17 protein-coding genes are annotated in these 20,536 nt (G+C 70.5%); 8 read left to right on the top strand and 9 right to left on the bottom strand.

The window, feature by feature from the left end:
- Positions 1–3: 3 nt before the first annotated feature.
- Both ACIG5F_RS11780 and ACIG5F_RS11775 read right to left on the bottom strand, forming a co-directional pair.
- Complete coding sequence (locus ACIG5F_RS11780) at positions 4–3,372, bottom strand: BTAD domain-containing putative transcriptional regulator (protein WP_396517569.1); 3,369 nt, start codon at positions 3,370–3,372, stop codon at positions 4–6.
- Positions 3,373–3,421: 49 nt separating this feature from the next.
- A complete protein-coding gene (locus ACIG5F_RS11775; RefSeq protein ID WP_396517568.1) occupies positions 3,422–4,894 on the bottom strand; it encodes an amidase in 1,473 nt (490 codons plus the stop codon).
- Between the two features lie 80 nt (positions 4,895–4,974).
- Between ACIG5F_RS11775 and ACIG5F_RS11770 the strand changes: the two genes are divergently transcribed.
- Positions 4,975–5,535 (top strand): TetR/AcrR family transcriptional regulator, encoded by a 561-nt coding sequence (locus ACIG5F_RS11770; RefSeq protein ID WP_396517567.1) that lies wholly within the window; start codon positions 4,975–4,977, stop codon positions 5,533–5,535.
- Here ACIG5F_RS11770 and ACIG5F_RS11765 read toward each other — a convergent pair.
- The 3 genes from ACIG5F_RS11765 to ACIG5F_RS11755 are packed head-to-tail and all read right to left on the bottom strand — an operon-like array spanning position 5,519 to position 7,117.
- Entirely contained in the window at positions 5,519–6,370 is an 852-nt protein-coding gene (locus ACIG5F_RS11765; RefSeq protein WP_396517566.1) for a helix-turn-helix domain-containing protein, read from the bottom strand. The two genes, ACIG5F_RS11770 and ACIG5F_RS11765, sit on opposite strands and share 17 nt — an antisense overlap.
- Positions 6,306–6,905, bottom strand: coding sequence for a DUF6879 family protein (locus tag ACIG5F_RS11760; protein WP_396517565.1), 600 nt, complete (start codon positions 6,903–6,905; stop codon positions 6,306–6,308). The genes ACIG5F_RS11765 and ACIG5F_RS11760 overlap by 65 nt, the downstream gene beginning before the upstream one ends.
- A complete protein-coding gene (locus tag ACIG5F_RS11755; protein WP_396517564.1) occupies positions 6,902–7,117 on the bottom strand; it encodes a hypothetical protein in 216 nt (71 codons plus the stop codon). Before ACIG5F_RS11755 ends, ACIG5F_RS11760 begins: the two co-directional genes overlap by 4 nt.
- A 251-nt stretch (positions 7,118–7,368) precedes the next feature.
- Between ACIG5F_RS11755 and ACIG5F_RS11750 the strand changes: the two genes are divergently transcribed.
- The 4 genes from ACIG5F_RS11750 to ACIG5F_RS11735 all read left to right on the top strand — a co-directional run bounded on the left by ACIG5F_RS11750 (position 7,369) and on the right by ACIG5F_RS11735 (position 10,395).
- Positions 7,369–7,581, top strand: a complete 213-nt coding sequence (locus tag ACIG5F_RS11750) for a hypothetical protein (RefSeq protein WP_396517563.1) — start codon at positions 7,369–7,371, stop codon at positions 7,579–7,581.
- A complete protein-coding gene (locus ACIG5F_RS11745; protein ID WP_396517562.1) occupies positions 7,578–7,892 on the top strand; it encodes a hypothetical protein in 315 nt (104 codons plus the stop codon). The genes ACIG5F_RS11750 and ACIG5F_RS11745 overlap by 4 nt, the downstream gene beginning before the upstream one ends.
- A gap of 146 nt (positions 7,893–8,038) precedes the next feature.
- Positions 8,039–9,616, top strand: coding sequence for an APC family permease (locus ACIG5F_RS11740; RefSeq protein WP_396517561.1), 1,578 nt, complete (start codon positions 8,039–8,041; stop codon positions 9,614–9,616).
- Positions 9,617–9,645: 29 nt separating this feature from the next.
- A complete protein-coding gene (locus ACIG5F_RS11735; protein WP_396517560.1) occupies positions 9,646–10,395 on the top strand; it encodes an alpha/beta fold hydrolase in 750 nt (249 codons plus the stop codon).
- On the opposite strand, the gene ACIG5F_RS11730 is transcribed toward ACIG5F_RS11735, so the two are convergent.
- Both ACIG5F_RS11730 and ACIG5F_RS11725 read right to left on the bottom strand, forming a co-directional pair.
- Positions 10,385–11,203: an LLM class F420-dependent oxidoreductase gene (locus tag ACIG5F_RS11730; protein WP_396517558.1), complete on the bottom strand. Its 819-nt coding sequence runs from the start codon at positions 11,201–11,203 to the stop codon at positions 10,385–10,387. The genes ACIG5F_RS11735 and ACIG5F_RS11730 overlap by 11 nt on opposite strands.
- A gap of 25 nt (positions 11,204–11,228) precedes the next feature.
- Complete coding sequence (locus tag ACIG5F_RS11725; RefSeq protein WP_396517556.1) at positions 11,229–12,341, bottom strand: epoxide hydrolase family protein; 1,113 nt, start codon at positions 12,339–12,341, stop codon at positions 11,229–11,231.
- Positions 12,342–12,548: 207 nt separating this feature from the next.
- Between ACIG5F_RS11725 and car the strand changes: the two genes are divergently transcribed.
- The gene (gene car, locus ACIG5F_RS11720; protein WP_396517555.1) at positions 12,549–15,995 is read left to right on the top strand and encodes a carboxylic acid reductase; all 3,447 of its coding nucleotides are present in this window, start codon (positions 12,549–12,551) and stop codon (positions 15,993–15,995) included.
- An 83-nt stretch (positions 15,996–16,078) separates the two neighbouring features.
- On the opposite strand, the gene ACIG5F_RS11715 is transcribed toward car, so the two are convergent.
- Both ACIG5F_RS11715 and ACIG5F_RS11710 read right to left on the bottom strand, forming a co-directional pair.
- The gene (locus tag ACIG5F_RS11715) at positions 16,079–16,519 is read right to left on the bottom strand and encodes a cupin (protein WP_396517554.1); all 441 of its coding nucleotides are present in this window, start codon (positions 16,517–16,519) and stop codon (positions 16,079–16,081) included.
- A gap of 416 nt (positions 16,520–16,935) precedes the next feature.
- Positions 16,936–18,504: a DUF222 domain-containing protein gene (locus ACIG5F_RS11710; RefSeq protein ID WP_396517553.1), complete on the bottom strand. Its 1,569-nt coding sequence runs from the start codon at positions 18,502–18,504 to the stop codon at positions 16,936–16,938.
- A gap of 169 nt (positions 18,505–18,673) precedes the next feature.
- Here ACIG5F_RS11710 and ACIG5F_RS11705 point away from each other — a divergent pair, with 169 nt between their 5' ends.
- Positions 18,674–19,432 (top strand): FadR/GntR family transcriptional regulator, encoded by a 759-nt coding sequence (locus ACIG5F_RS11705; protein WP_396517552.1) that lies wholly within the window; start codon positions 18,674–18,676, stop codon positions 19,430–19,432.
- On the top strand, positions 19,429–20,526 hold the full coding sequence (locus ACIG5F_RS11700; RefSeq protein ID WP_396517551.1) for an enolase C-terminal domain-like protein: 1,098 nt from the start codon (positions 19,429–19,431) through the stop codon (positions 20,524–20,526). Before ACIG5F_RS11705 ends, ACIG5F_RS11700 begins: the two co-directional genes overlap by 4 nt.
- The last annotated feature ends 10 nt before the right edge of the window (positions 20,527–20,536 follow it).

Raw genomic sequence — 20,536 nt, 5'->3', positions numbered from 1 at the left:
GCCTCAGCCGCCGACGCGGCCCCGGGCCCGCTCGATGTCCCAGCGGGCGCCGAAGCTCCCATACACGGCAACGGCATCGTCGAGCGCGGCCCGGGATTCCGTGTGCTGGCCGCGAACGGCGTGCAGCACGGCCAGATCCTCCAGCGCCTGGCCGAGTTCGACGGCGCGGCCGATGAGCCGGTAGTGCTCGACGGCCTCGCGCGCGGGCTCGGGGTCGCCGGTGACCAGGGCCCGGCAGCGCAGCGCGGCGGTGTGGGCGCGGGCCGGGTGCTGTTCGCGACTGGCCTCGTCGCGGCACTGCTCAAGGGCTTCCTCGGCCAACGCGAGGTCGCCGCTCTGCACGGCCAGCCGGGCCAGGTCCGGCAACCACTGGTGGCGCAGGGTCATCTGCGAGTAGTCGGCCTTCAGATTCGGCTTCAGCAGCGAGACGGCCTCGTCGAGCCGACCCTCCCGTTCGGCCGCAACCGCTTGCGCGGCAACGAGGAAGTCGCAGTTCTCCCGCTCGGCCGGGCTGGACACCGGCAGCTCGGCGGCGGCCAGCAGGCGCGCGTCCGCGGCGTCGTCGTCGGCCCGGCGCAGGGCGATGAGCGCGGCCGCGCCGTGCAGCAGTAGCAGGGTGACGGTGCTTTCCCGCAGGCCGTAGAACGTCATCTCGGGGCTGTCCTGCACGGCGCTGTCAAGATCGACCAGGGCCTCGTCCCACCGGCCGGTCCAGTAGTGGTGCACGGCCGCCGGAACGTGCATTTCCGTTGGCACGGCGTACTTCCGGCCGAGTTCCCGGGCGAACCGGATGGCGTCGTCGACCTCGGCCAGCCGGTCCAGGTTCTGCAACGTGAACAGTCGGTTGTCCAACAGGCTCAGCCGCAGGCCGACCAGTTCCGGCACGCCGGCGACGGCGGCGATGGCCTCGTCCACGACCTCGACGGCCGCCGCGTGCTCGCGGCGCACCGAGTGCACCACCCACAGCTCCTGAAGCCCGTGTCCCACCGCGAACTTGTCGCCGCACTCCTGGGCCCGTTTGACCGCGCGCCGGGCGCTGACCTCGTCGGCGGTCAGGTCCTGGTTGCCGGTGCGCTCGCAGATCGCGGTGAGCACCTCGTGCCGCGCCTTCCAGAACTCGGGCACATCCGGGCTTTCCAGGGAATCCCGCAGCATTTCCACCGCCGCCGCGCCCTCGCCGCGCCGGCTGTGGATGTGGGCGAGGATGGACCGCATCTCCGACAGGCGGTTGACGTCCTTGGTGCGGCCGATCACGTACCGCACCTCGGATTCCGGCGCGCCGCCGAGGACGAACGAGAGCAGGGCCAGCTGCGCGGTCAACTCCTCGCGGGCCGGGGCGTCGAGCGACGGCGTGGCCAGCGCCCGGCCGATCAGCTCCATGGTGATCTGCGGCGCCAGCTGGCCGAGCGTGGGTGCGTTGTCCCGCAACCAGTTCACGACCCAACCGTCGACCGCGCCTGGCACGGCCAGCAGTTGCTCGGCGACCTGTTGCAACGGCGCACCGGCCTTGGCCAGGGCCTGGGCCGCGTGGCCGTGCAGGGCGAGGCGGACGGCGCTCGGGGTGCCCTCGTACAGCGCCTGCCGGATCAGGCCGTGCCGGAAGGCGGCATACGGCCCGTTGTCGATCAGCACGGCGGCGGCCACGGCTTCGTCCAGGCGGCCCTGCAGATCGGACCGCCCGGTGATCGCGGCGAGGTCCTGGACGGCGAACTCGGCCCCGAGCAGCGAGGCCCACTGGAGGACCTCCTTCGTCTCCGCCGAAAGGAAACTGAGCCGGCTGGTCAGGGCGGCGACCAGCGAGCCCGGGGCCGTGGCGTCGCGCTCGACCTCGGCGCTGCCGCCGTCGACGGTGATCGCGTTCTCCCGGGCCAGCGCGTCGAGGAGTTCCCTGACATACAACGGGTTTCCGCCGGCGCGGGCGGTCAGGCCGAGCAGCCGCGGGCCGGGCGGAGCGCCGGCCGACAGGCGCACGATGTCGCCGACATCGTTGGCGGACAACGGTTCCAGCGCGACGATGTAGCCGTTCTCGGCCTCGGCCGCGAGCCGCACCTGCTCCACGTGCGGCCGCCTCGGCACCGTGCGCGCGCCGGCGGCCAGCAGCAGCGGCAGCCGGCTGGTGGCGCGGCAAAGCCGGTGCCACACCAGCAAACTCGTCTCATCGGCCCATTGCAGGTCGTCGATCACGAGCAGCAGCGGCCCGTCCTCGCACAGCGTCTCCACGAACGCCAGCAGCCGGTCGACCGCCGACGTCACCGGGTCGACCCCGGGCAGCAGCGCGTTCGACGGGCTGTGCAGGACGTCGGCCAGCTCGGCCCGGCGCGAGTCGGCGGAGCGGCCGTCCACGCCCAGGCAGTCCAGCACCGTCCGCAGCGGAAAGCGCTGTCCGAGCTCGTCGGCCACCGCCCAGCCGAGCTGGCAGCCGGCCGGCTCGGCCCCGGCCAGACCGGCCGCGAGCAGCGCGGACTTGCCGATGCCGGGCTCGCCCTCCAGCCAGACGACGCCGCCCCGACCGGCCACCACCTCGGCCACCATGGCCTGCATCCGGGCCACCTCCATGGCCCGGCTGACGAAGCCCTCCGGAACCCGGCTGCGGTTGCTCACCCGGGCCGGCGGGCGCAGGTTGCCGGCCAGAACCTGGTGGTAGAGCTTGGTCAGCGGCGGACTCGGCTCGATGCCGAGCTCGTCGGACAGCAGCCGCTCCGCGTCCCGGTACACCTCGACGGCCTCGGCCCGCCGGCCGCACCGGTGCAGCGCGGTCATCAGCAGGGCCCGCACCCGCTCGCGCAGCGGGTAGGTCCGGACCAGTTCGGTCAGCTCGTCGAGCACGTTCTCGGCCGAGCCCAGGCTGATCAGCGCCTCGGCCCGCTGTTCCCGGGTGGCCAGCCGGAGCTCGGCCAGGCTGGCGCGGCGGCGTTGCGCGTACGGGCCGGGGATCTCGTCGAACGCCTCGCCGCGCCACAGCGCCAACGCCGCGTCCAGCGCCCGCACCGCCTCGGCCGGCGGCAGCGTGGCGGCCTGCCGGCGCAGGAACTCGAACCGGGTCAGGTCCACGTTCTCGTCCGGCACGCGCAGCACGTAGCCCGCGCCGGAGGACTCCAGCAGCCGGCTCGGCGCCCGGTTCGCCCGGCCCGGCTCCAAGGCGCGGCGCAGCTCGGAGACGTAGGTGTAGAGACTGCCCTCGGCGCTGGCCGGCGGGTCCTCGCCCCAGATGCCGTCGATCAGCTCGCCCCGCGACACCACCGTGTTGACGCTCGCGGCCAGGATCGCGAACAGCGCCCGCTGCCGTGGCGGCCCGAGCGGGATCTCCCCACGGTCCGACCAGGCGCGGAGCGCGCCCAGGAGTTCCACCTTGATCGATGCGGCTGCCGGCACGCGCGGGAGCATACCCAGGCCCGGACTTGAGCTCCGCTCCTTGGACGACTCACACCGCCGTCGGCCGCCGGTCGGCCCATGGCTGGTGCGCCTCCAGTTGGCTCGCGAGGGCCAGCAGGGTCGGCTCGGCGCCCAGGCCGCCGACGAACTGCACGCCGAGCGGCAGGCCCCGCGCGGTCTGGTGCAGCGGCACCGACATGGCCGGGCGGCCGGTGATGTTGGCCAGCTGCGTGTACGGCACCGGCGCGAGGTTGGCGACGACCTGGTCGCGCCACGCCTTCGTGCGACTGAAGACGCCAACCATCTTCAGGCGCAACAGGATCTCGCCGAGGGCGCGCACAGCCGGCGGCGTGTCGAGCTCGCCGACCCGCACCGGCGGCCGGGCGAGCGTGGGCGTGAGCAACAGGTCGTAGCGCTCGTGGAAGGCGGCCAGGGCCCGGGCGTGGACGTGCCACCGGGCGAGGGTCGCGACCTGCTCGGGGGCGCGCCGGCCCCACGCGGCCGCGGCGAGCAGGTGGGTGTCGAGCTCGTAGCCCGACTTCGGGCCGCCGATCTGCGCCATGATGAAGGCGGCGTTGGCGCACCAGGCCGCGAGGAAGTCCTCGGCGAGCTGGTTGCCGTTGATGCCCGGCTCGGCCGGCTCGACCTCGTGGCCCAGCTCGGCCAGCACCTTGGCGGCGTGCTCGACCGCGGCCACCGCCTCGGCGTCCACCGGGCCGTCGATCGGCGACCTGGTGGTGAAGCCGATGCGGAGCTTGCCGGGCTCGCGGGCGGCCAGGTTCAGGTAGGAGTCCTCGGGCCGGGCCGACAGGTAGGGGCCGGCGAGGTCCGGCTTGGCGGTCAGGACGTCCAGCATCGCCGCGCTGTCGCGGACCGTACGGGAGATCACGCCGTCGGTGGCCGCGCCGTGGAAGGACTCCGCGCGCAGCGGGCCGGCCGGCACCACGCCCCGTCCGGGTTTGAGACCGAACAGGCCGCAGCAGGCGGCCGGGATGCGGATCGAGCCGCCGCCGTCGCTGGCCCCCGCGACCGGCACGACGCCGGCCGCCACCGCCGCGGCCGTGCCGCCAGAGGAGCCGCCCGGCGTGTGGTCGAGGTTCCAGGGGTTTCGGGTGGGGCCGGTGGCCAGCGATTCCGTCACCGCCTTGGTGCCGAACTCCGGCGTCGTCGTCTTGCCGAAGATCACCAGCCCGGCGTCCAGCCAGCGCTGCACCACCACCGCGTGCTCGGCCGCCCGGTGCCCGCGCAGCGACCGCGAGCCGCTGCCCGTCGGCAGGCCCTGGTAGTCCTGCCCGAGGTCCTTGATCAGGAACGGCACCCCGGCGAACGGCCCGGACAGCTCGGCCGCCGCCCGCTTCCGGGCGATGTCGTGCATCGGCAGCGCGTACAGGTTGAGCCGGGGGTGGACCGCCTCGGCCCGGGCGATCGCCAGCTCCAGCAGCTCGGACGCCGACACCTCACCCCGGGCCACCAGCTCGGCCAGGCCCACCGCGTCAAAGCGCCGGTACTCCTCGTAGTCCACCGCGCCGCCTTAAACTAGAGGTTATAGTTTCGGGCTACGATAGGGGCCCGGCGGCGACGCCACAAGACAGGAACGAGCCCATGCCACGGCCGAAGAGCCCGCTGCTGACCAGGGACGCGATCATCCGCACCGCGCTGCGCCTCGTCGACGAGCACGGCGCCGAGGCCCTCTCCACCAACCGCATCGCCGCCGCCCTCGGCGTGCGGGGGCCCTCCCTCTACAACCACGTCAGCGGCCGCGCCGAGATCATCGACGGCGTGCGCGAACTCCTCGCCGCCGACATCGACCTCTCCGCCACCGCCGTCCGCCCGTGGACCGAGGCCCTCACCCGCCTGGCCCGCTCCTACCGGGCCGTGTTCCTCGCCCACCCCAACGTCTTCCCGCTCATCTCGGCCCAGCCCATCCACTCCCCGGTCGTCCTCGCCGTGTACGAGCGGATCTTCGCCATCCTCCGGGCCGAGGGCTGCCCCGAGCCCGACCTGCTCCCCATGGTCCGCGCCGTCGAGTACCTCGTCTCCGGCTCCGTCCTCGACCACTCCGTCGGCACCCCCGAGGCCGAACGCGTCTTCGAACTCGGCCTGGCCGCCATCATCGACGGCTACGCCCGCCGCCTCGCCCGCTCCTCTAGCCCTCGGCCCTGAACCGGTCCGCCACCCGCAGCAACAACCCCCGAGCCTCGTCCCCGGTGACCGCGACCGCACGCATCGCGTCCGCCATCTTCACGTACAGCGCCACGTCGCCCGGCTCGGTGCGCGTCAGCTCCGTGTCGACCAGCTCGATCAGGACCTCACCGTCAAGGATCCAGAAGGCACTCATCGGCACCACCGGCAACCTGACGCCGAGCGGGATGATGCCGAGTGTCATCGACGGCAAGCCGAGCACCGCCAGCAGGCGGTCGACCTGCGCGGCCATCACTTCCGGCGGGCACACGGGATACAGCAGCGCCGCCTCCGTCATCACCAACTCGATCGTCTTCGACCGGTCGTACAACACCTGCTGACGCTCCATCCGGGCCCGAACCGACTCGTCGACGTCGGCCGGCGACTGATGGAACGCCGCGTTGGTGGCGAACACGTGCGCCGCGTATTCCGCGGTCTGCACCAAACCCGGCACCACCATGATCTCGAATGCCCGGATGTGCGTGGCCGCCGACTCGATGGAGGCGGCGTGCTCCTGGCGGGGCTTGTTCCCGGCGCGCAACTGCCGTTTCCAACTGGCCGCCGCCAACCGCAACTCCAGCGCCTCTTCCCGGATCTGCGCGGCGACCGGCTCCGGCGCGTCGACCGCGCCGAGCCACACGAGCAGGTCCGAGTCGGTGGCCGGTTGAGCACCGGTCTCGATGCGCGACACGCGCCACTGCTGCCAACCCAGATGCGTGGCAAACGCCGTGCCGGTCGGGAAACCGGCTCGCTCACGGAGTTGACGAAGGCGTTCGCCGAACTGCGCTCGCCGCTTGTCCAGGTCGCTGCTGCTCACGGGCTCCTCGGACCGGGTGTGTCTCGCGGTACTGCCAGTACGGCACCGCGTGCGTCCACGCGATGTCCCGCCAGGCTCGGTGCTGGGCCACCGTACCCGGTTCGGTGATCATCTCGCCGCCGACGAACCCGGACGCGTCGAAGTGCATCCGGACGAGGTGGTCGTCGTCGAACAGCCAGAAATCATGCCCGGGAAGCTCCAGCTCCGCAGCCTGGTCCGCCGTGACGATCCGAATGTCCTCACCGGCCTCGACGTTGGCCGGAGTGATGTTCTCCTGCCAACGCAGATACTCCGTCGGCGGCTCGGTGTAGAGCCGGACCCGCTGGAACAGACGTCCGGCATCGGTCGCGGCGCGGATGCCCCCCAGCCAGTCCGCCATCCACGCCAGGTCGTCGGGTTCGCCGCGCCGCCATCGTTCCAATGGCCCCAGTTCGTACGGTTCGTGGTAGCTGGCCTGGGCTTCCCACCGCCACGCGGTGCGCCGGAACGCGGCGAAGAGCGCGTCGAACTCCTCGCCCGTGATCAAGTCAGTCACTCGGCGGCCTTAGGCGCGAACCGGAACAGGCCGGCCGGGATCTCCACGACGGTCTCGTCGTCGGCAAGGCCGGCGTAGGTCTCACGGATGGCGACCATCGCCTCCGGGTCGCTGACGATCTTGCCCTGGACGAGGTAGGTGCCTCGATCGGTGGCGTACAGGGTGGGGCACTGGCCCTTGCTGGACGTGGTGCCGAGGAACGTGATCTTCACGGTGGCCTCCCGAGTCAATGAACCTCATACGCATGCTCCGCGCATACCCGGCGCATGTCAACCAGACGATCGGGGGTAGAACCAGGGCAAACGGGTATGGTGCGCCAGAACATCCACCCATCCGAGTGGCCATGCGCAAATCATGCTTGTTATGCATCACGAACATCCCCCATGCTGGCTGCACGCGCACCGCTGATGGTTGACGGCGACGCGCCCCCAACCCCACCGCCGCAGAATGGAGGCAACCCGGCATGACAACGCCGGAAAGGATCTTCACGGCCTGGTTGACCAGCGCCGATCGAGTCGACCACGCGGTCACGGACGAGCAGTTCCACGACAACCGCCCGGAGCCGGAGGCGGTGTGCGGCGACGTGATCCTGCTGGCGGCGATGGAGACGCCGCCAGGACCGGTCTGTCCGCGGTGCGCCGCGGTGTTGCAGGCACGCACGCCCACCACCACATGAACGTGCTGGACGTGGCGGTCCTGCGGTGGCCGGAGCTGGCCGAACTGCGACACCTCGACGGCTGGACCTGGCAACGCGGCGGGCAGGGGGACCTCGCCGAGGTCGGACTGTGCGGCTACCAACGGATCGCGCCGTCGTGGATGAACGTGATCTGGATCTTCGGACCGAACGAGGCGCACGCCGTTCGCGCCATGATCGACGGACCGGCGACATGGACGAGGGAGGGAACGGTGGCCGAGGTGCTGGGCGCACTCGCGACGGTCCCCCGACCCGGCCGACCCGGAGCACCGCTGACCGCGATCGACCCATGACAACAGGGACGCGCTTCTCGCCACAATCGCCGTCCGCTGATCGCATCGGACGGCCCGGGTCCAGTATCTTTCTCCCTCGGCCCGGAGTGCTGACTAGAGCGGTCGTGAATCCGGAACCCTGTTGCCCCACCGTCCCGGAGGTTCACATGACCGAAGTCGTCGCGCACGCGGTTCCCCCTTCCACCGAGAGCAAAGGGCTGCGCCGGGGCGCCCTGAGCATGGTGTCCTCGGTGGTGATCGGGACGGCGTCGACGGCCCCGGCCTACTCCATCGCGGCCACACTGGGCCTGCTGGTGATCGCCGGCACGGGCTTCCAGGCGGCCTGGTTCGTGCTGTTCGCCTTCGTGCCGGTGCTGTTCGTGGCGCTGGCCTTCCGCGAGCTGAACTCGGCGGAACCGGACTGCGGCACGAACTTCACCTGGGCGACCCGGGCGTTCGGCAGCAAGGCGGGCTGGATGTCGGGCTGGGTGGTGACCATCGCGCAGCTGCTGGCGATGACGAGCCAGTCGGCCATCTCGGGCAAGTACACGCTGCTGCTGTTCGACCTGGACTCGTTGGCCGACAACAAGTTCGCGGTGATGACGGTCGGCCTGGCCTGGCTGGTGCTGCTGTGCTGGATCTGCTTCCGGGGCATCGAGGTCTCGGCCCGCATGCAGTGGGCGCTGCTGGCGATCGAGCTGGCGGTGCTGGTGATCTTCTCGGTGGTCGCGCTGTGGCGGGTGTTCAACGGCACGGCCGGCCCGCAGGCGTCCACTCCGGACTGGAGCTGGCTGTGGCCGTCGGGCATCGGCCTTGGCGCGTTCGTCGCGGCGACGCTGCCGGCGGTGTTCCTGTACTGGGGCTGGGACAGCTCGGTGTCGGTGAACGAGGAGTCGGCCGATCCGCGGCGCGGCCCGGGCAAGGCGGCGGTGCTGTCCACCGTGTTGCTGGTGCTCAACTACGTCGTCGTCACGATCGCGGCGCTGGCCTTCGCCGGCATCGGCCAGGACGGCATCGGGCTGGGCAATTCCGACAACTCCGACGACGTGCTGGCCGGGCTGGGCGCGGCGGTATTCGGCGACGGGTCGTTCGGCAAGATCATGGGGATTCTGCTGATCGTCTCGGTGCTGACCAGCGCGGCCGCCAGCAGCCAGGCCACGATCATGCCGTGCGCCCGCACCACGCTGTCGATGGCCGTGCACGGCGCGCTGCCCTCGGTGTTCGGCAAGGTGCATCCCCGCTACCTCACGCCGACGGTGTCCACCTGGGCGTTCGGCGTCGTGTCCTTCCTGATCTACGTGGTGCTGTCGCTGGTCAGCGAGGACGTGCTGTCCGACTCGGTGAGCGCGGTCGGGCTGACCATCGGCGTCGAGTACGCCATGACCTCGCTGGCCTGCGTGTGGATCTTCCGCAGGACCCTGCTGTCCAGCGCCCGCAACTTCGTCATGCGTGGCCTGCTGCCCCTGCTCGGCGGCCTGTTCTTCGCCCTGGTCCTGGTGGCCGCGGTGATCTACTACGCGCAGCCGGACAGCGGCGAGACCACCGTGTTCGGCATCGGCGGCGTCGCGGTGATCGGCGTGCTGGCCATCGCCGTCGGCGTGCCGCTGATGGCCCTGGTCTACCGCGGCTGCCGCGCCTTCTTCACCGGCTGCAGCCTGCCCCGCGGCTCGGTCCCGGCCGGCGGCGACTCGATCGTGCCCGACGCGGCAGTGTTGCGCGGTCTCGGCGCACAAGTGGCGGACTGATCACGGCGTCGACCGCTTAGGCTGCGTCGGTGGCTTTCGAACTCGCGTTTCGCGGCAGCGCCGGCGCCGGCCGGCCCGTGGTGCTGGTGCACGGCAACTCGTCGTCGTCGGCGGTCTGGCAGGGCCTGCTCGACGGGCCGTTCGGCGAGCGTTTCCATTGCCTGGCCGTGGATCTGCCCGGCCACGGGGCGTCACCCCGAGCCGCCGACTACTCGCTGCCGGTCTACGCCTCGGCGCTGGCCGACTTCGTTCCGGCCGGCGCCGTGGTGGTCGGCTGGAGCCTCGGCGGGCACGCGGCGCTGCACGCGGCCCGGTCGCTGCCCGACGCCGCCGGGTTCGTGATCTTCGGCACGCCGCCGATCGCCACCGCCGCCTCGCTGGCCGAGGCCTTCCTGCCCAACCCGGCCTTCGCCGTCGGCTTCCAGGGCGAGGTCAGCACCGCCGACGCGATCTCCTACGCCAACGCGATGCTGGCGCCCGAGTCGACGGTGTCGCCCGACCTGTTCGTGCCGGACATCCTCGCCACCGACCCGGCCGCCCGCACCGGGCTGGCGGCCAGCATCGGCGATGGCCGGTTCGTCAACGAGGTCGAGGTGGTGTCCGAGCTGACCAAGCCGCTGCTGGTGTTGCACGGCGGCGAGGACCAGTTGGTGTCGCTGGACTATCTGCGGTCGCTGGGCCGGCCGGTCGAGGTCTTCGAGGGCGTCGGGCACGCCGTCCCGGTCGAGGCCCCTTCGCTGCTGGCCGAGCGACTGACGGAGTTCCTGGCTACGCTGTGAGCTTCAGCTTGGCGAAATCGTCCAATGTGGACAGTGTCTTGTCCCGGGGCCGGGTCGGCAGCATCAGGGTCAGGTGGTCGACCCCGGCCTCGCGGTAGCCGGCGATCGCCTCGGCCGTGGGCGGGGCGCCGAAGAACGCGATCTTGGCGTCGGCCCGCCCCTGATCGGCGAAGTGCCGCTTGGTCCTGGCGACCTGCTCCGGCGGCACGCCGAGCGCCAGCCAGCCGTCGCCGTGCTCGATCACCCGGCGCAGCGCCGCCCTGCTCCCGCCGCCGATGTAGATCGGCGGCCGCCGGACCGGCTTGGGCCAGGCGAACATCGGGTCGAAGTCGACGTGCTCGCCGTGGAACTCGGCCTTCTCCTCGGACCAGATCCGCTTGAGCGCGGCCAGGTTCTCGTCCAGACGACGGCCACGGGTGGCCGGATCCGTGCCGTGGTTCCGCATTTCCTCGAGGTTCCAGCCCGCGCCGACTCCGAACAGGAACCGCCCGCCGGACACCAGGTCGAGGCTGGCGACCTCCTTGGCGGTGTGGATCACGTCCCGCTGGATCACCAGCGCGACGCCGGTGGCCACCTGGAGCCGGGTCGTGACCACCGCCGCCGCGGTCAGCGCGACGAACGGGTCCAGCGTGCGGTAGTAGATCCGGGGCAGCTCACCGCCGGCCGGGTACGGCGACTCGCGGCTGGCCGGGATGTGCGAGTGCTCGGTGACGACCAGCGAGTCGAAGTCCCGTTCCTCCAGGGCCCGGCCCAGGTCGGCCGGGCCGATGCCCTCGTCGGTGATGAATGTGGCAACCCCGATCTGCATGCGATCGACGGTAGACCCCCTGAGTCTACTTCTGCAACCCAGTTGCTCGGTAGGGGCAGAAGAACTCGCGCAGCTCGGCCGCGTACAGCTCCGGCTCCTCGAACGGCGCGAAGTGCCCGCCACGCGGGAGTTCGTTGAGGTAGGCCAGGTTGGTCGTGCGCTCCAGCCAGGCCTTCGGCGGGGTGATCAGGTCGGCCGGGAACAGCGAGAAGCCCGACGGCGCCTCGACCCTGCGCATGAGCTGGGCCGGCGGGATCCTGCCGTTGGCGTGGTACATCCGCATCGAGGAGCCGATGGTGCCGGTCAGCCAGTAGATCATCACGTTGGTGAGGACCTCGTCCCTGGTGTAGCTCCGGTCGAAGTCGTCGCTCCAGGACCGCAGCTTCTCCACGATCCACGCGGCCAGGCCGGCCGGCGAGTCGGTCAGGCCGACCGCCGCCGTCTGCGGCTTGGTCCGGTGCATCGCCGCGTACGCGCCCTCGGTCGCACCCCAGGCCGCCGCCCCCTGCACCCAGTCCCGCTCTTCCTGGGTCAGGTCGGCCGGATCGCCCGTATAGACCGGAATGCCGCCGTCCGTCCGGTGCACGCCGACCACCCGGTCCGGGTGGTCCAGACCCAGGTACCGGCTCACGTGGCTGCCGATGTCCCCGCCGGCCGCGCCGAACCGCTCGTAGCCCAACTCCGCCATCAGGCGCGCCCACATGCCCGCCACGTCGATGGAGTTCAGCGGCTGCGCCGGGCGGTCGGAGTAGCCGTAGCCCGGCATGTCCGGCACCACCACATGGAAGGCGTCGGCCGGGTCCTCCGGGTTCGTCAGCAGGTCGATGACCTTCTCGTACCGCCAGAAGGAGTCCGGCCAGCCGTGGCTGAGCACCAGCGGCAGCGCCGGCCCGTCGGCCTTGGCGTGCACGAAATGCACGCCACCGGAACGGAAGTGCGGAAAACGAGCGAGCCTCGCTTCCTGGGCCCGCCAGTCGAATCCGTCGGCCCAGTACTCCACCAGGTCGCGGAGGTAGTCGACATCCACGCCCAGGGACCAGCCCGCGTCGCCCTGCGCGTCCGGCCACCGGGTGGCCCGCAGCCGGGCCCGGAGATCGGCCAGTTCCCCATCGGCGGCACGCAACACGAAGGGTTCCACGCCCTCCACCCTACGACTTGCCCTTCGAGGCGACCCATCGCGCAGCGTCGCTACGAGCCGAAAGCGTCGGATTCCGTAACGCCCGCGTCATGAGCAGGGCTCACAATGGGGCCGGAGATTACCATCTGCCAGCAAATGACCACAATGAGTCGCGGCTCACAGTTGCGCCGAGTAGACCAATCGGCCCCCAAGGTAGATAGTTAGAGAATGCAACTAACTGGGGAAAGCCGGTCTTCCTCGACCGGTTCGCAGAGTGACAGGGATCGGCGGCTGGCCCACCTGCTGGCCACCGACCATCAGCTACGGGACGCGATGCCGGACCCGGCCGTCACGGCGGCGATCCGCGATCCGGACACTGCCCTCCACCAGCAGATCGACCTGGTGCTGACCGCCTACGCGGACCGGCCGGCGCTGGCCGAGCGGGCCACCGAGCCGGTCGTCGACCCGGCGACCGGCCGCACCACGCTGCGTCTGCTGCCGCGCTTCGACAGCATCACCTACCGCGAGGTGCGGGGCCGCACCGCGGCCATCGCCGCCGACTGGCGTCAGCACGGCGAGCACCCGCTCCAGCCGGGTGAGATGGTCTGCACGCTGGGCTTCACCAGCAGCGACTACACCGTCGTCGACCTGGCCTGCGTCCACAGCGGCGCGGTGGCGGTGCCGCTGCAGAACAGCGCCACCGCCGGCCACCTCGCGCCGATCGTCGCCGAGACCGAGCCGGTGATCGTCGCCACCAGCGTCGCCCTGCTCGACCTGGCCATCGACGCCACCGCCGAGGTCCCTTCGGTGCGCCGGATCGTCGTGTTCGAATACCACCCCGAGGTGGACGACGAGCGCGAGGCCTTCGAGGCGGCCCGGCGGCGGCTGGCCGAGTCCGGCCGGGCGATCGAGCTCGACTCGCTGGCCGACGTGATCGCCCGCGGCCGCGCGCTGCCGGCCCAGCCGGCGCACGAGTGGGCCCCGGACGAGCTCACGCTGCTGATCTACACCTCCGGCAGCACCGGCGCGCCCAAGGGGGCGATGTACCCGTCCCGCATCGTCGCCGGCATGTGGCGCGGTTGGTTCCCGGAGGAGCTCGCGTTTCCCACGATCGGCGTGAACTTCATGCCGCTCAGCCACGCCGCCGGCCGCGCCATGCTGACCCGGGTGCTGGCCAGCGGCGGCCACGGCCACTTCACCGCCCGCAGCGACCAGTCCACGCTGTTCGAGGACATCGAGCTGGTCCGCCCCACCGACATGATGCTGGTGCCGCGCGTCTGCGACATGATCTACCAGCAGCACAAGGGCGAGGACCCCGCCACGCTGCGCGACACGTTCCTCGGCGGCCGCCTGGTCGCGGCCGTCACCGGCTCGGCGCCGCTGTCGGCCGAGACCGCCGAGTTCATCACCGCGTGCCTCGGTTTCCCGCTGCGCGACGGATTCGGCTCCACCGAGGCCGGCGCGATCACGGTCGACGGCGTCGTGGCCCGGCCGCCGGTGATCGACTACAAGCTGGACGACGTGCCGGAGCTGGGCTACTTCACCACCGACACCCCGCACCCGCGCGGCGAGCTGCTGCTGCGGACCGCGTCGATCATCCCCGGCTACTACAAGCGGCCCGACGTGACCGCCGAGCTGTTCGACGCCGACGGCTACTACCACACCGGCGACATCATGGCCGAGCTCGAGCCGGACCACCTGGTGTACGTGGACCGCCGCAAGAACGTGCTCAAGCTGTCGCAGGGCGAGTTCGTGGCCGTGTCCAAGCTGGAGGCCCTGTACGCGGCCAGCCCGCTGATCAACCAGATCTACGTCTACGGCAGCAGCGAGCGCGCCTACCTGCTGGCGGTGATCGTGCCGGCCGAGGGCGCGACCAAGGCGGACATCGCCGCGTCGATGGCCAAGATCGCCAAGGAGGCCGGGCTCAACTCGTACGAGATCCCGCGCGACTTCCTGGTCGAGACCGAGCCGTTCAGCACCGAGAACGGCCTGCTGTCGGACATCCGCAAGCTGCTGCGGCCCCGGCTGCGCGACCGCTACGCCCCGCGGCTGGAGCAGATCTACACCGAGCTGGCCGAGCGGGAGGCCGGCGAGCTCGACGAGCTGCGCCGGACGGGCCGGCAGCAGCCGGTGCTGGACGCCGTGCTGCGGGCCGCGCAGGCCGTGCTGGGCCAGTCGACCGGCGCCCCGTCGCCCGACTCGCACTTCACCGATCTCGGCGGCGACTCGCTGTCCGCGCTCACGTTCTCGAATCTGCTCAAGGACATCTTCGAGGTCGACGTGCCGGTCGGCATGGTGATCAGCGCCGCCAACACGCTGCGCCGCCTGGCCGAGATCATCGAGTCCGACGTGGAGTCCGGCTCCAAGCGACCGACCTTCGCCTCGGTGCACGGTGTCGGCAGCACCCAGGCCCGGGCCTCGGACCTGAAGCTGGACAAGTTCATCGACGCCGCCACCCTGGCCGGCGCCGCATCGTTGCCGCGGGCCGAAGGTCCAATAAGGACTGTCCTGCTCACCGGGGCCAACGGCTACCTGGGCCGGTTCATCTGCCTGGAGTGGCTGGAACGGCTGGCCCCCGTGGGTGGCAAGCTGATCTGCGTCGTCCGCGGCCGGGACGCCGAGGCCGCCCGGGCCCGCCTTGAGGAGGCGTTCGACAGCGGCGATCCCGAGCTGTTGGCGCACTTCCGGGAGCTCGCGGCCGAGCACCTGGAGGTGCTGGCCGGCGACATCGGCGAGCCCGACCTGGGTCTGGACGCCGAGACCTGGCAGCGGCTGGCCGACACCGTCGACTTCATCAGCCACCCGGCGGCGCTGGTCAACCACGTTCTCCCGTACGACCAGTTGTTCGGGCCGAACGTCGTCGGCACCGCCGAACTGATCCGGATGGCCCTGACCAGCCGGATGAAGCCGATCACCTATCTGTCCACAGTGGCCGTGGTGTTCGGGGACGACGCGATCGGCGACGAGGACGCCGACATCCGGGTCACCAGCCCGGTCCGGGAGCTGAACGACGGCTACGCCAACGGGTACGCCATCAGCAAGTGGGGCGGCGAGGTCCTGCTGCGGGAGGCCCACGACCTGTGCGGGCTGCCGGTGTCGGTGTTCCGCTCCGACATGATCCTCGCGCACAGCCGCTACCACGGGCAGCTCAACGTGCCCGACATGTTCACCCGGCTGCTGCTCAGCGTGATCGCCACCGGCGTCGCGCCGAAGTCCTTCTACCGCCCCGGTTCCGGGCCCACGCACTACGACGGCCTGCCCGCCGACTTCACCGCCGAGGCCATCACCACCATCGGCTCCGAGGCCGGCGGCGGGTACCGGACGTTCAATGTGCTCAACCCGCACGCCGACGGCGTCTCACTGGACGTCATCGTCGACTGGCTCGTCGAGGACGGCAACACCATCACCCGCATCGACGACTACGGCCAGTGGTTCGAGCGGTTCTCCCAGGGCATCCGCGCCCTGCCCGAGAAGCAGCGGCAGAGCTCCCTGCTGCCGCTGCTGCACGCCTACACCGAGCCGGCCGAGGCCGTCAACGGCGCCGGCGTCCCCGCCGACCGCTTCCAGGCCGCCGTCCAGGCCGCCAAGATCGGTCCCGACAAGGACATCCCGCACATCACCGCCGACCTGATCCGCAAGTACGCCGCCGATCTCCGGCTGCTCAACCTGGTCTGAGCCCCACCGACCGTCCCGGCCTGGCGTGATCCAGGCCGGGACGGTCGTCTTGTCGGGGGTGCGGATGGTCAGCTGGACCCCGACTACTGGAAGTCGCAGCCGGGGTTCGGCGCGTCGACCGCCAGCGGCTGGCCCACCGGGCTCACATACAGCACCTCGAGCACCACCGGGGTGTCGCCCAGGTTCCGTCCGATGTGGACGTAGCCGGGGCCCGACTCCTCGGCGATGAAGTCGCCCTGCTTGTCGACGCCGTCGACCGAGCAGTCGAACTTGTTGTGGGTCAGCGTGCCCTGCTTGACGATCGCGTACACGTGACCGGGGTGGTAGTGCCAGCCGGTGCTGCCGATGTGCGGCGCGAGGGTGATCTCCTTGTACACGTACTCGGTGTCGCCCACGGTCTTGTCGAAGATCGTGACGGCGCTCACCCCCGTGCCCGGGGTGGCGTTCGCGGTGGCCGGCAGCAGCACCGCGGACGCACCGACGACGGCAGCGGTGGCGATGGCCGCGCGGAAGGCTCTGCGCATCGGATCGGACTCCTTGCTCGGAAGCTGAACGGCGACAGTGAACCAGCCCCGGCCACCGGGCGCAGCCTTTCTCCCCATTCGCTGACCCTTCGGGCGGAATCCCTGGTCAACCCGTACAAGGAAGGGACCTTGGGAAGGAAGTCGAGCGGCGAGAAAGCTCTTGAAAAAGAAAACTACGCGACTGACACCCCACCCCAACCCCCCCCCAACCGCCACCGGACCACGAAACACCACCACCCAACCCAGCCACCCACCTAGGGTGACCACGGTCTCGGGTGGCAAGGCTGCGACGGCCCCTGCAACCTCTGACACAGATCCGGCCGTCGTAGCCGCGGCAGCGGCGTCCCCAACCCACCAGCCTTCACCGCAACACGTCTGCGCCCCGCCGCCCCCAAATCAAACCCCCACCCCCCACGTCAGAACGGCGGCTCCTCCACCGGCTCCGGCCGCGTCACATACCTCTGCCCCCACCGAGTCTCAATCGTCGTCGTCCCATCATCGGCGATGCCGATCTTCGCGTCAGTGGCGTGCTTGTACCGGTGATGCCGCCGATCCAACGGCCCCAGATTCGTCCCCGTGCTCGTCCCCTCCGGCCACGCCACCGCATGATCGATATCGCACGACCGCGACGGATGCGAACAACACGGCATCACACACGTCCGATGCCTGGTCCGGATGAACCGATCCACCTCCGCCGTCGGCCGATAGACCCCCGGGCTGTACTCCACCAACCGACCAGCAGGATCAGTCAACAACCGGTGGAAGAGAGTCCCCGGCTCCGCCATCAAATCCCGCACCACCTCCGCCGGAATCACCTGCCCGGTATCGAGCTGCCCCGGCCGCTCATCGACACCGAGTAGCGCCGTGATCGGCACCGTCACCTGGATCAACGTCTTCGACCCGGCGCTCTGGGGCTCCTGCAACACCAACGACGCCAACACATCCGCCCGCACCGCATCCATCGACCGACCGTTCTTCGCCTCCCGACGAGCCAAGTGATCGATCTTGGCGTACATCGCCCTGGCAACCTCCACCGGCAACTCCGACTTCAACACCGCCATACCATCCTCAGTGTCATACACCACGACATCACGCCCCCGACGCCGCTGCGCGCACCGCCGCGCAAACCCAGCCGGATCCGCCCGCTGCAACCGCCCCTGCACCGACCGCCGAAGCTGCTGACAACACCGCCCCTCCGCAGTCTCCAACGTCCGCGCAACAGCCTTCTGAGCGACCTCAAGACTGTAATGCTCAGTGGGATCGACCAGACCATGAGCGGACCACTCACTGATCACCCCAGCCTCCATCGCATCCAGCACCCCAGGAAAGTCCCTCGCCACAAGGGTCGCGAAGTCGACGAGGCTGGAAGCGTTGGTGAACGACAGTTGCAGGGCCATGGCCATGTCATGGACGGCCCACTCGTCGACGTCGAGCTCGGAGATCAACCGCAACCGCTCGGCCTGGAGCCGACGAATGATCCGTTCCAGTTCGATCAAACGAGCGAGTTTCTCTTCCATACCAGCGACTCTACCCGACCCACAAGATCGAACTCGTGCCACGAAAGAGTGAAAACCCTTGCCACACAACAGATCTGAGCACTGGTAAGGGTTGCTTACCACTATGAACGGAGGCCCGACACCGGGCGCGGCGACCATCAAGTGCGGGGCCGCCGCCGAGCAGACACCGCTGCCGTAGTTGTGCGGAGACACCGCGACCCCGCTGAGCGCGCTGCCGTAGAACACCTTGCGCCGGATGCCCTCGACGTTGAACGGGTCCTCGCCGAGCAGCAGCGGCCACAGCTTGCCCAACAGCAGCGCGGAGGCGACCCTCGGATCGCACCAAGCCTCGCCGAGGCCGTCCACACCCTCGTCGGTGGTGATCCGGACCACCGAGACGAAGCGGCGGCTGCGCGACTGTTTGGCGTTGCAGTGCGGGTGGGCGTGGATCTTGACCAGCTGGATCAGCTCGACGTCGACGATCTTCACGCTGCCCCACCCGACCATAACGGGCTGCCCGTTACCACTGCGGATCCGAGAACGCCGCGTTCACGGTCCGTGCGGTGAATCAGACTTATCGTCACGGGTCTTGCGCTCGAACCAAGATGGTTCATACTCATCGGCATATGAGTCTGGTTCATCGGAGAACGAGGGGGCCATGGACAGCGCCGAGCGTGCCGCCGAGGGCGGGGGTGACCGGTACCGGCCGGGCTATGAGCTGGTCGCGGAGCGGTTGCTGCAGCACATCGCCGAGCAGGGCCTGCATCCGGGCGATCGGCTGCCGACCGAGCAGGGCCTGGCCGAGCTGCTGGGCACCACCCGCAACCAGATGCGCGAAGCGGTCAAGGTGCTGGCGGCGATCGGCCGGCTGAGCGTGCGGCGCGGCGCCGGCATCTTCGTGGCGGCGGCCGACCGGACGCTGGCGGACGAGGAGCTGGCGCACTTCCAGCCGACGGACATGGCGCACGTGTCGATGCTGCTGGACTTCCGCCGGCTCATCGAGGCGGAGACGGCCCGCCGGGCGGCCTCGCTGGCCACGCCGATCCAGGTGCGCAAGATCCGGGAGAGCGCGCAGGAGTCGCTGCGGCTGGGCACGGCCCACGAGGTGCAGGGGTTCGCCCGCGCCGACCAACAGTTCCACGACGCGGTGGCGATCGCCGCCGACAACATCTTCCTGCAATCCAATGTGGCCAACATCCGCCGCTTCGCCGCGCAGACGGACACGCTGCTGTTCCACGGCGACGTGCCGGGCTCGCTGGAGGTGGCCGGCCGGCAGCACGTGGCGGTGGCCGAGGCGATCGCCGATGGCGACCCGGACCGGGCGGCGCAGCTGATGACCGCGCACATCGAGACCACGCAGCGCCAGTTCGAACGCAAGATCCGCAACCGCATGTTCACCCAGGGACCTCAGCAGTGAAGATCACGCACGTTGAGTCGCACCGCATCGAGGTGCCGCCGACCGATCCGCCTTTCCATTGGCGCGACGGGCTTTCCGGCAGTCCGTCGAAGGGCGATGGAGCGGTCTTACGCATCGGCACCGACGCCGGGGTCGAGGGGGTCGCGGTGTTCGCCCGCCCGGGAGCGGCGGTGTTGCTCGACGACCTCGTCGACCGGGTGTTCCGTGACGAGCTGATCGGCCAGGATCCCTTGCGGCGCGAGTGGATCTGGCATCGGATGTGGGAGCTGGACCGGATCCAGGAGCTGCCGCTGCCCACCCTGGGGCTGGTGGACATCGCGCTGTGGGACCTGGCCGGCCGGCTCTACGACCAACCGGTGTGGCAAGTGCTCGGGGGCTACCGGGACAAGATCCCGGCCTACGCCTCGACGTCCACTTTCGACAGCACCGAGGAGTTCCTGGACGTCGCCGACCAGTGCCTGAAGCTCGGCTATCACGGTATCAAGCTGCACGCCTGGGGTGACGCCCGCCGCGATGCCGCGCTGTGCCTGGCCTTACGCGAGCATGTGGGGCCGGACGTGCCGCTGATGTACGACGGCTCGGCCGGCTTCGACCTGCCCGACGCCGTCTACTTAGGACACGCGCTGAGCGAGGCCGACTACCTCTGGTACGAGGAGCCGATGCGCGAGTTCAGCGTGACGGCGTACCAGAAGCTGGCCCAACAGGCGCGGATCCCGTTGCTGGTGGCGGAAACCTCCGACGGGGCCCACATGAACTCCGGCGACTTCATCGCCGCCGGGGCCGCCACGTTCGGCGTCCGCGCCGGGACGACGCTGCGTGGCGGCATCACCGGGGCCATGCGGACCGCCCACCTCGCCGACGCCTACCGGCTGCGGGCCGAGGTGCACGGCTCGGACATCCCGAACCACCACCTGTGCATGGCCATCACCAACACCACGTACTACGAGTCGCTGGTGACGTCGACGTCCGTGCGGCGGGAACGCCACGTGGACGCCGAGGGGTTCGTCCACGCCCCGACCGCGCCCGGCATCGCCCTGCCCGCCGAGTTCGGCTACGGCGCCGTCCTCGCGCCGTACGTGGAGCGCGCCGCCTGATCGTTTCCAC

It is taken from the genome of Kutzneria sp. NPDC052558 (genome assembly GCF_044547355.1).
GTDB lineage: Bacteria > Actinomycetota > Actinomycetes > Mycobacteriales > Pseudonocardiaceae > Kutzneria.
This window is presented reverse-complemented; position numbering and strand designations above follow the sequence as displayed.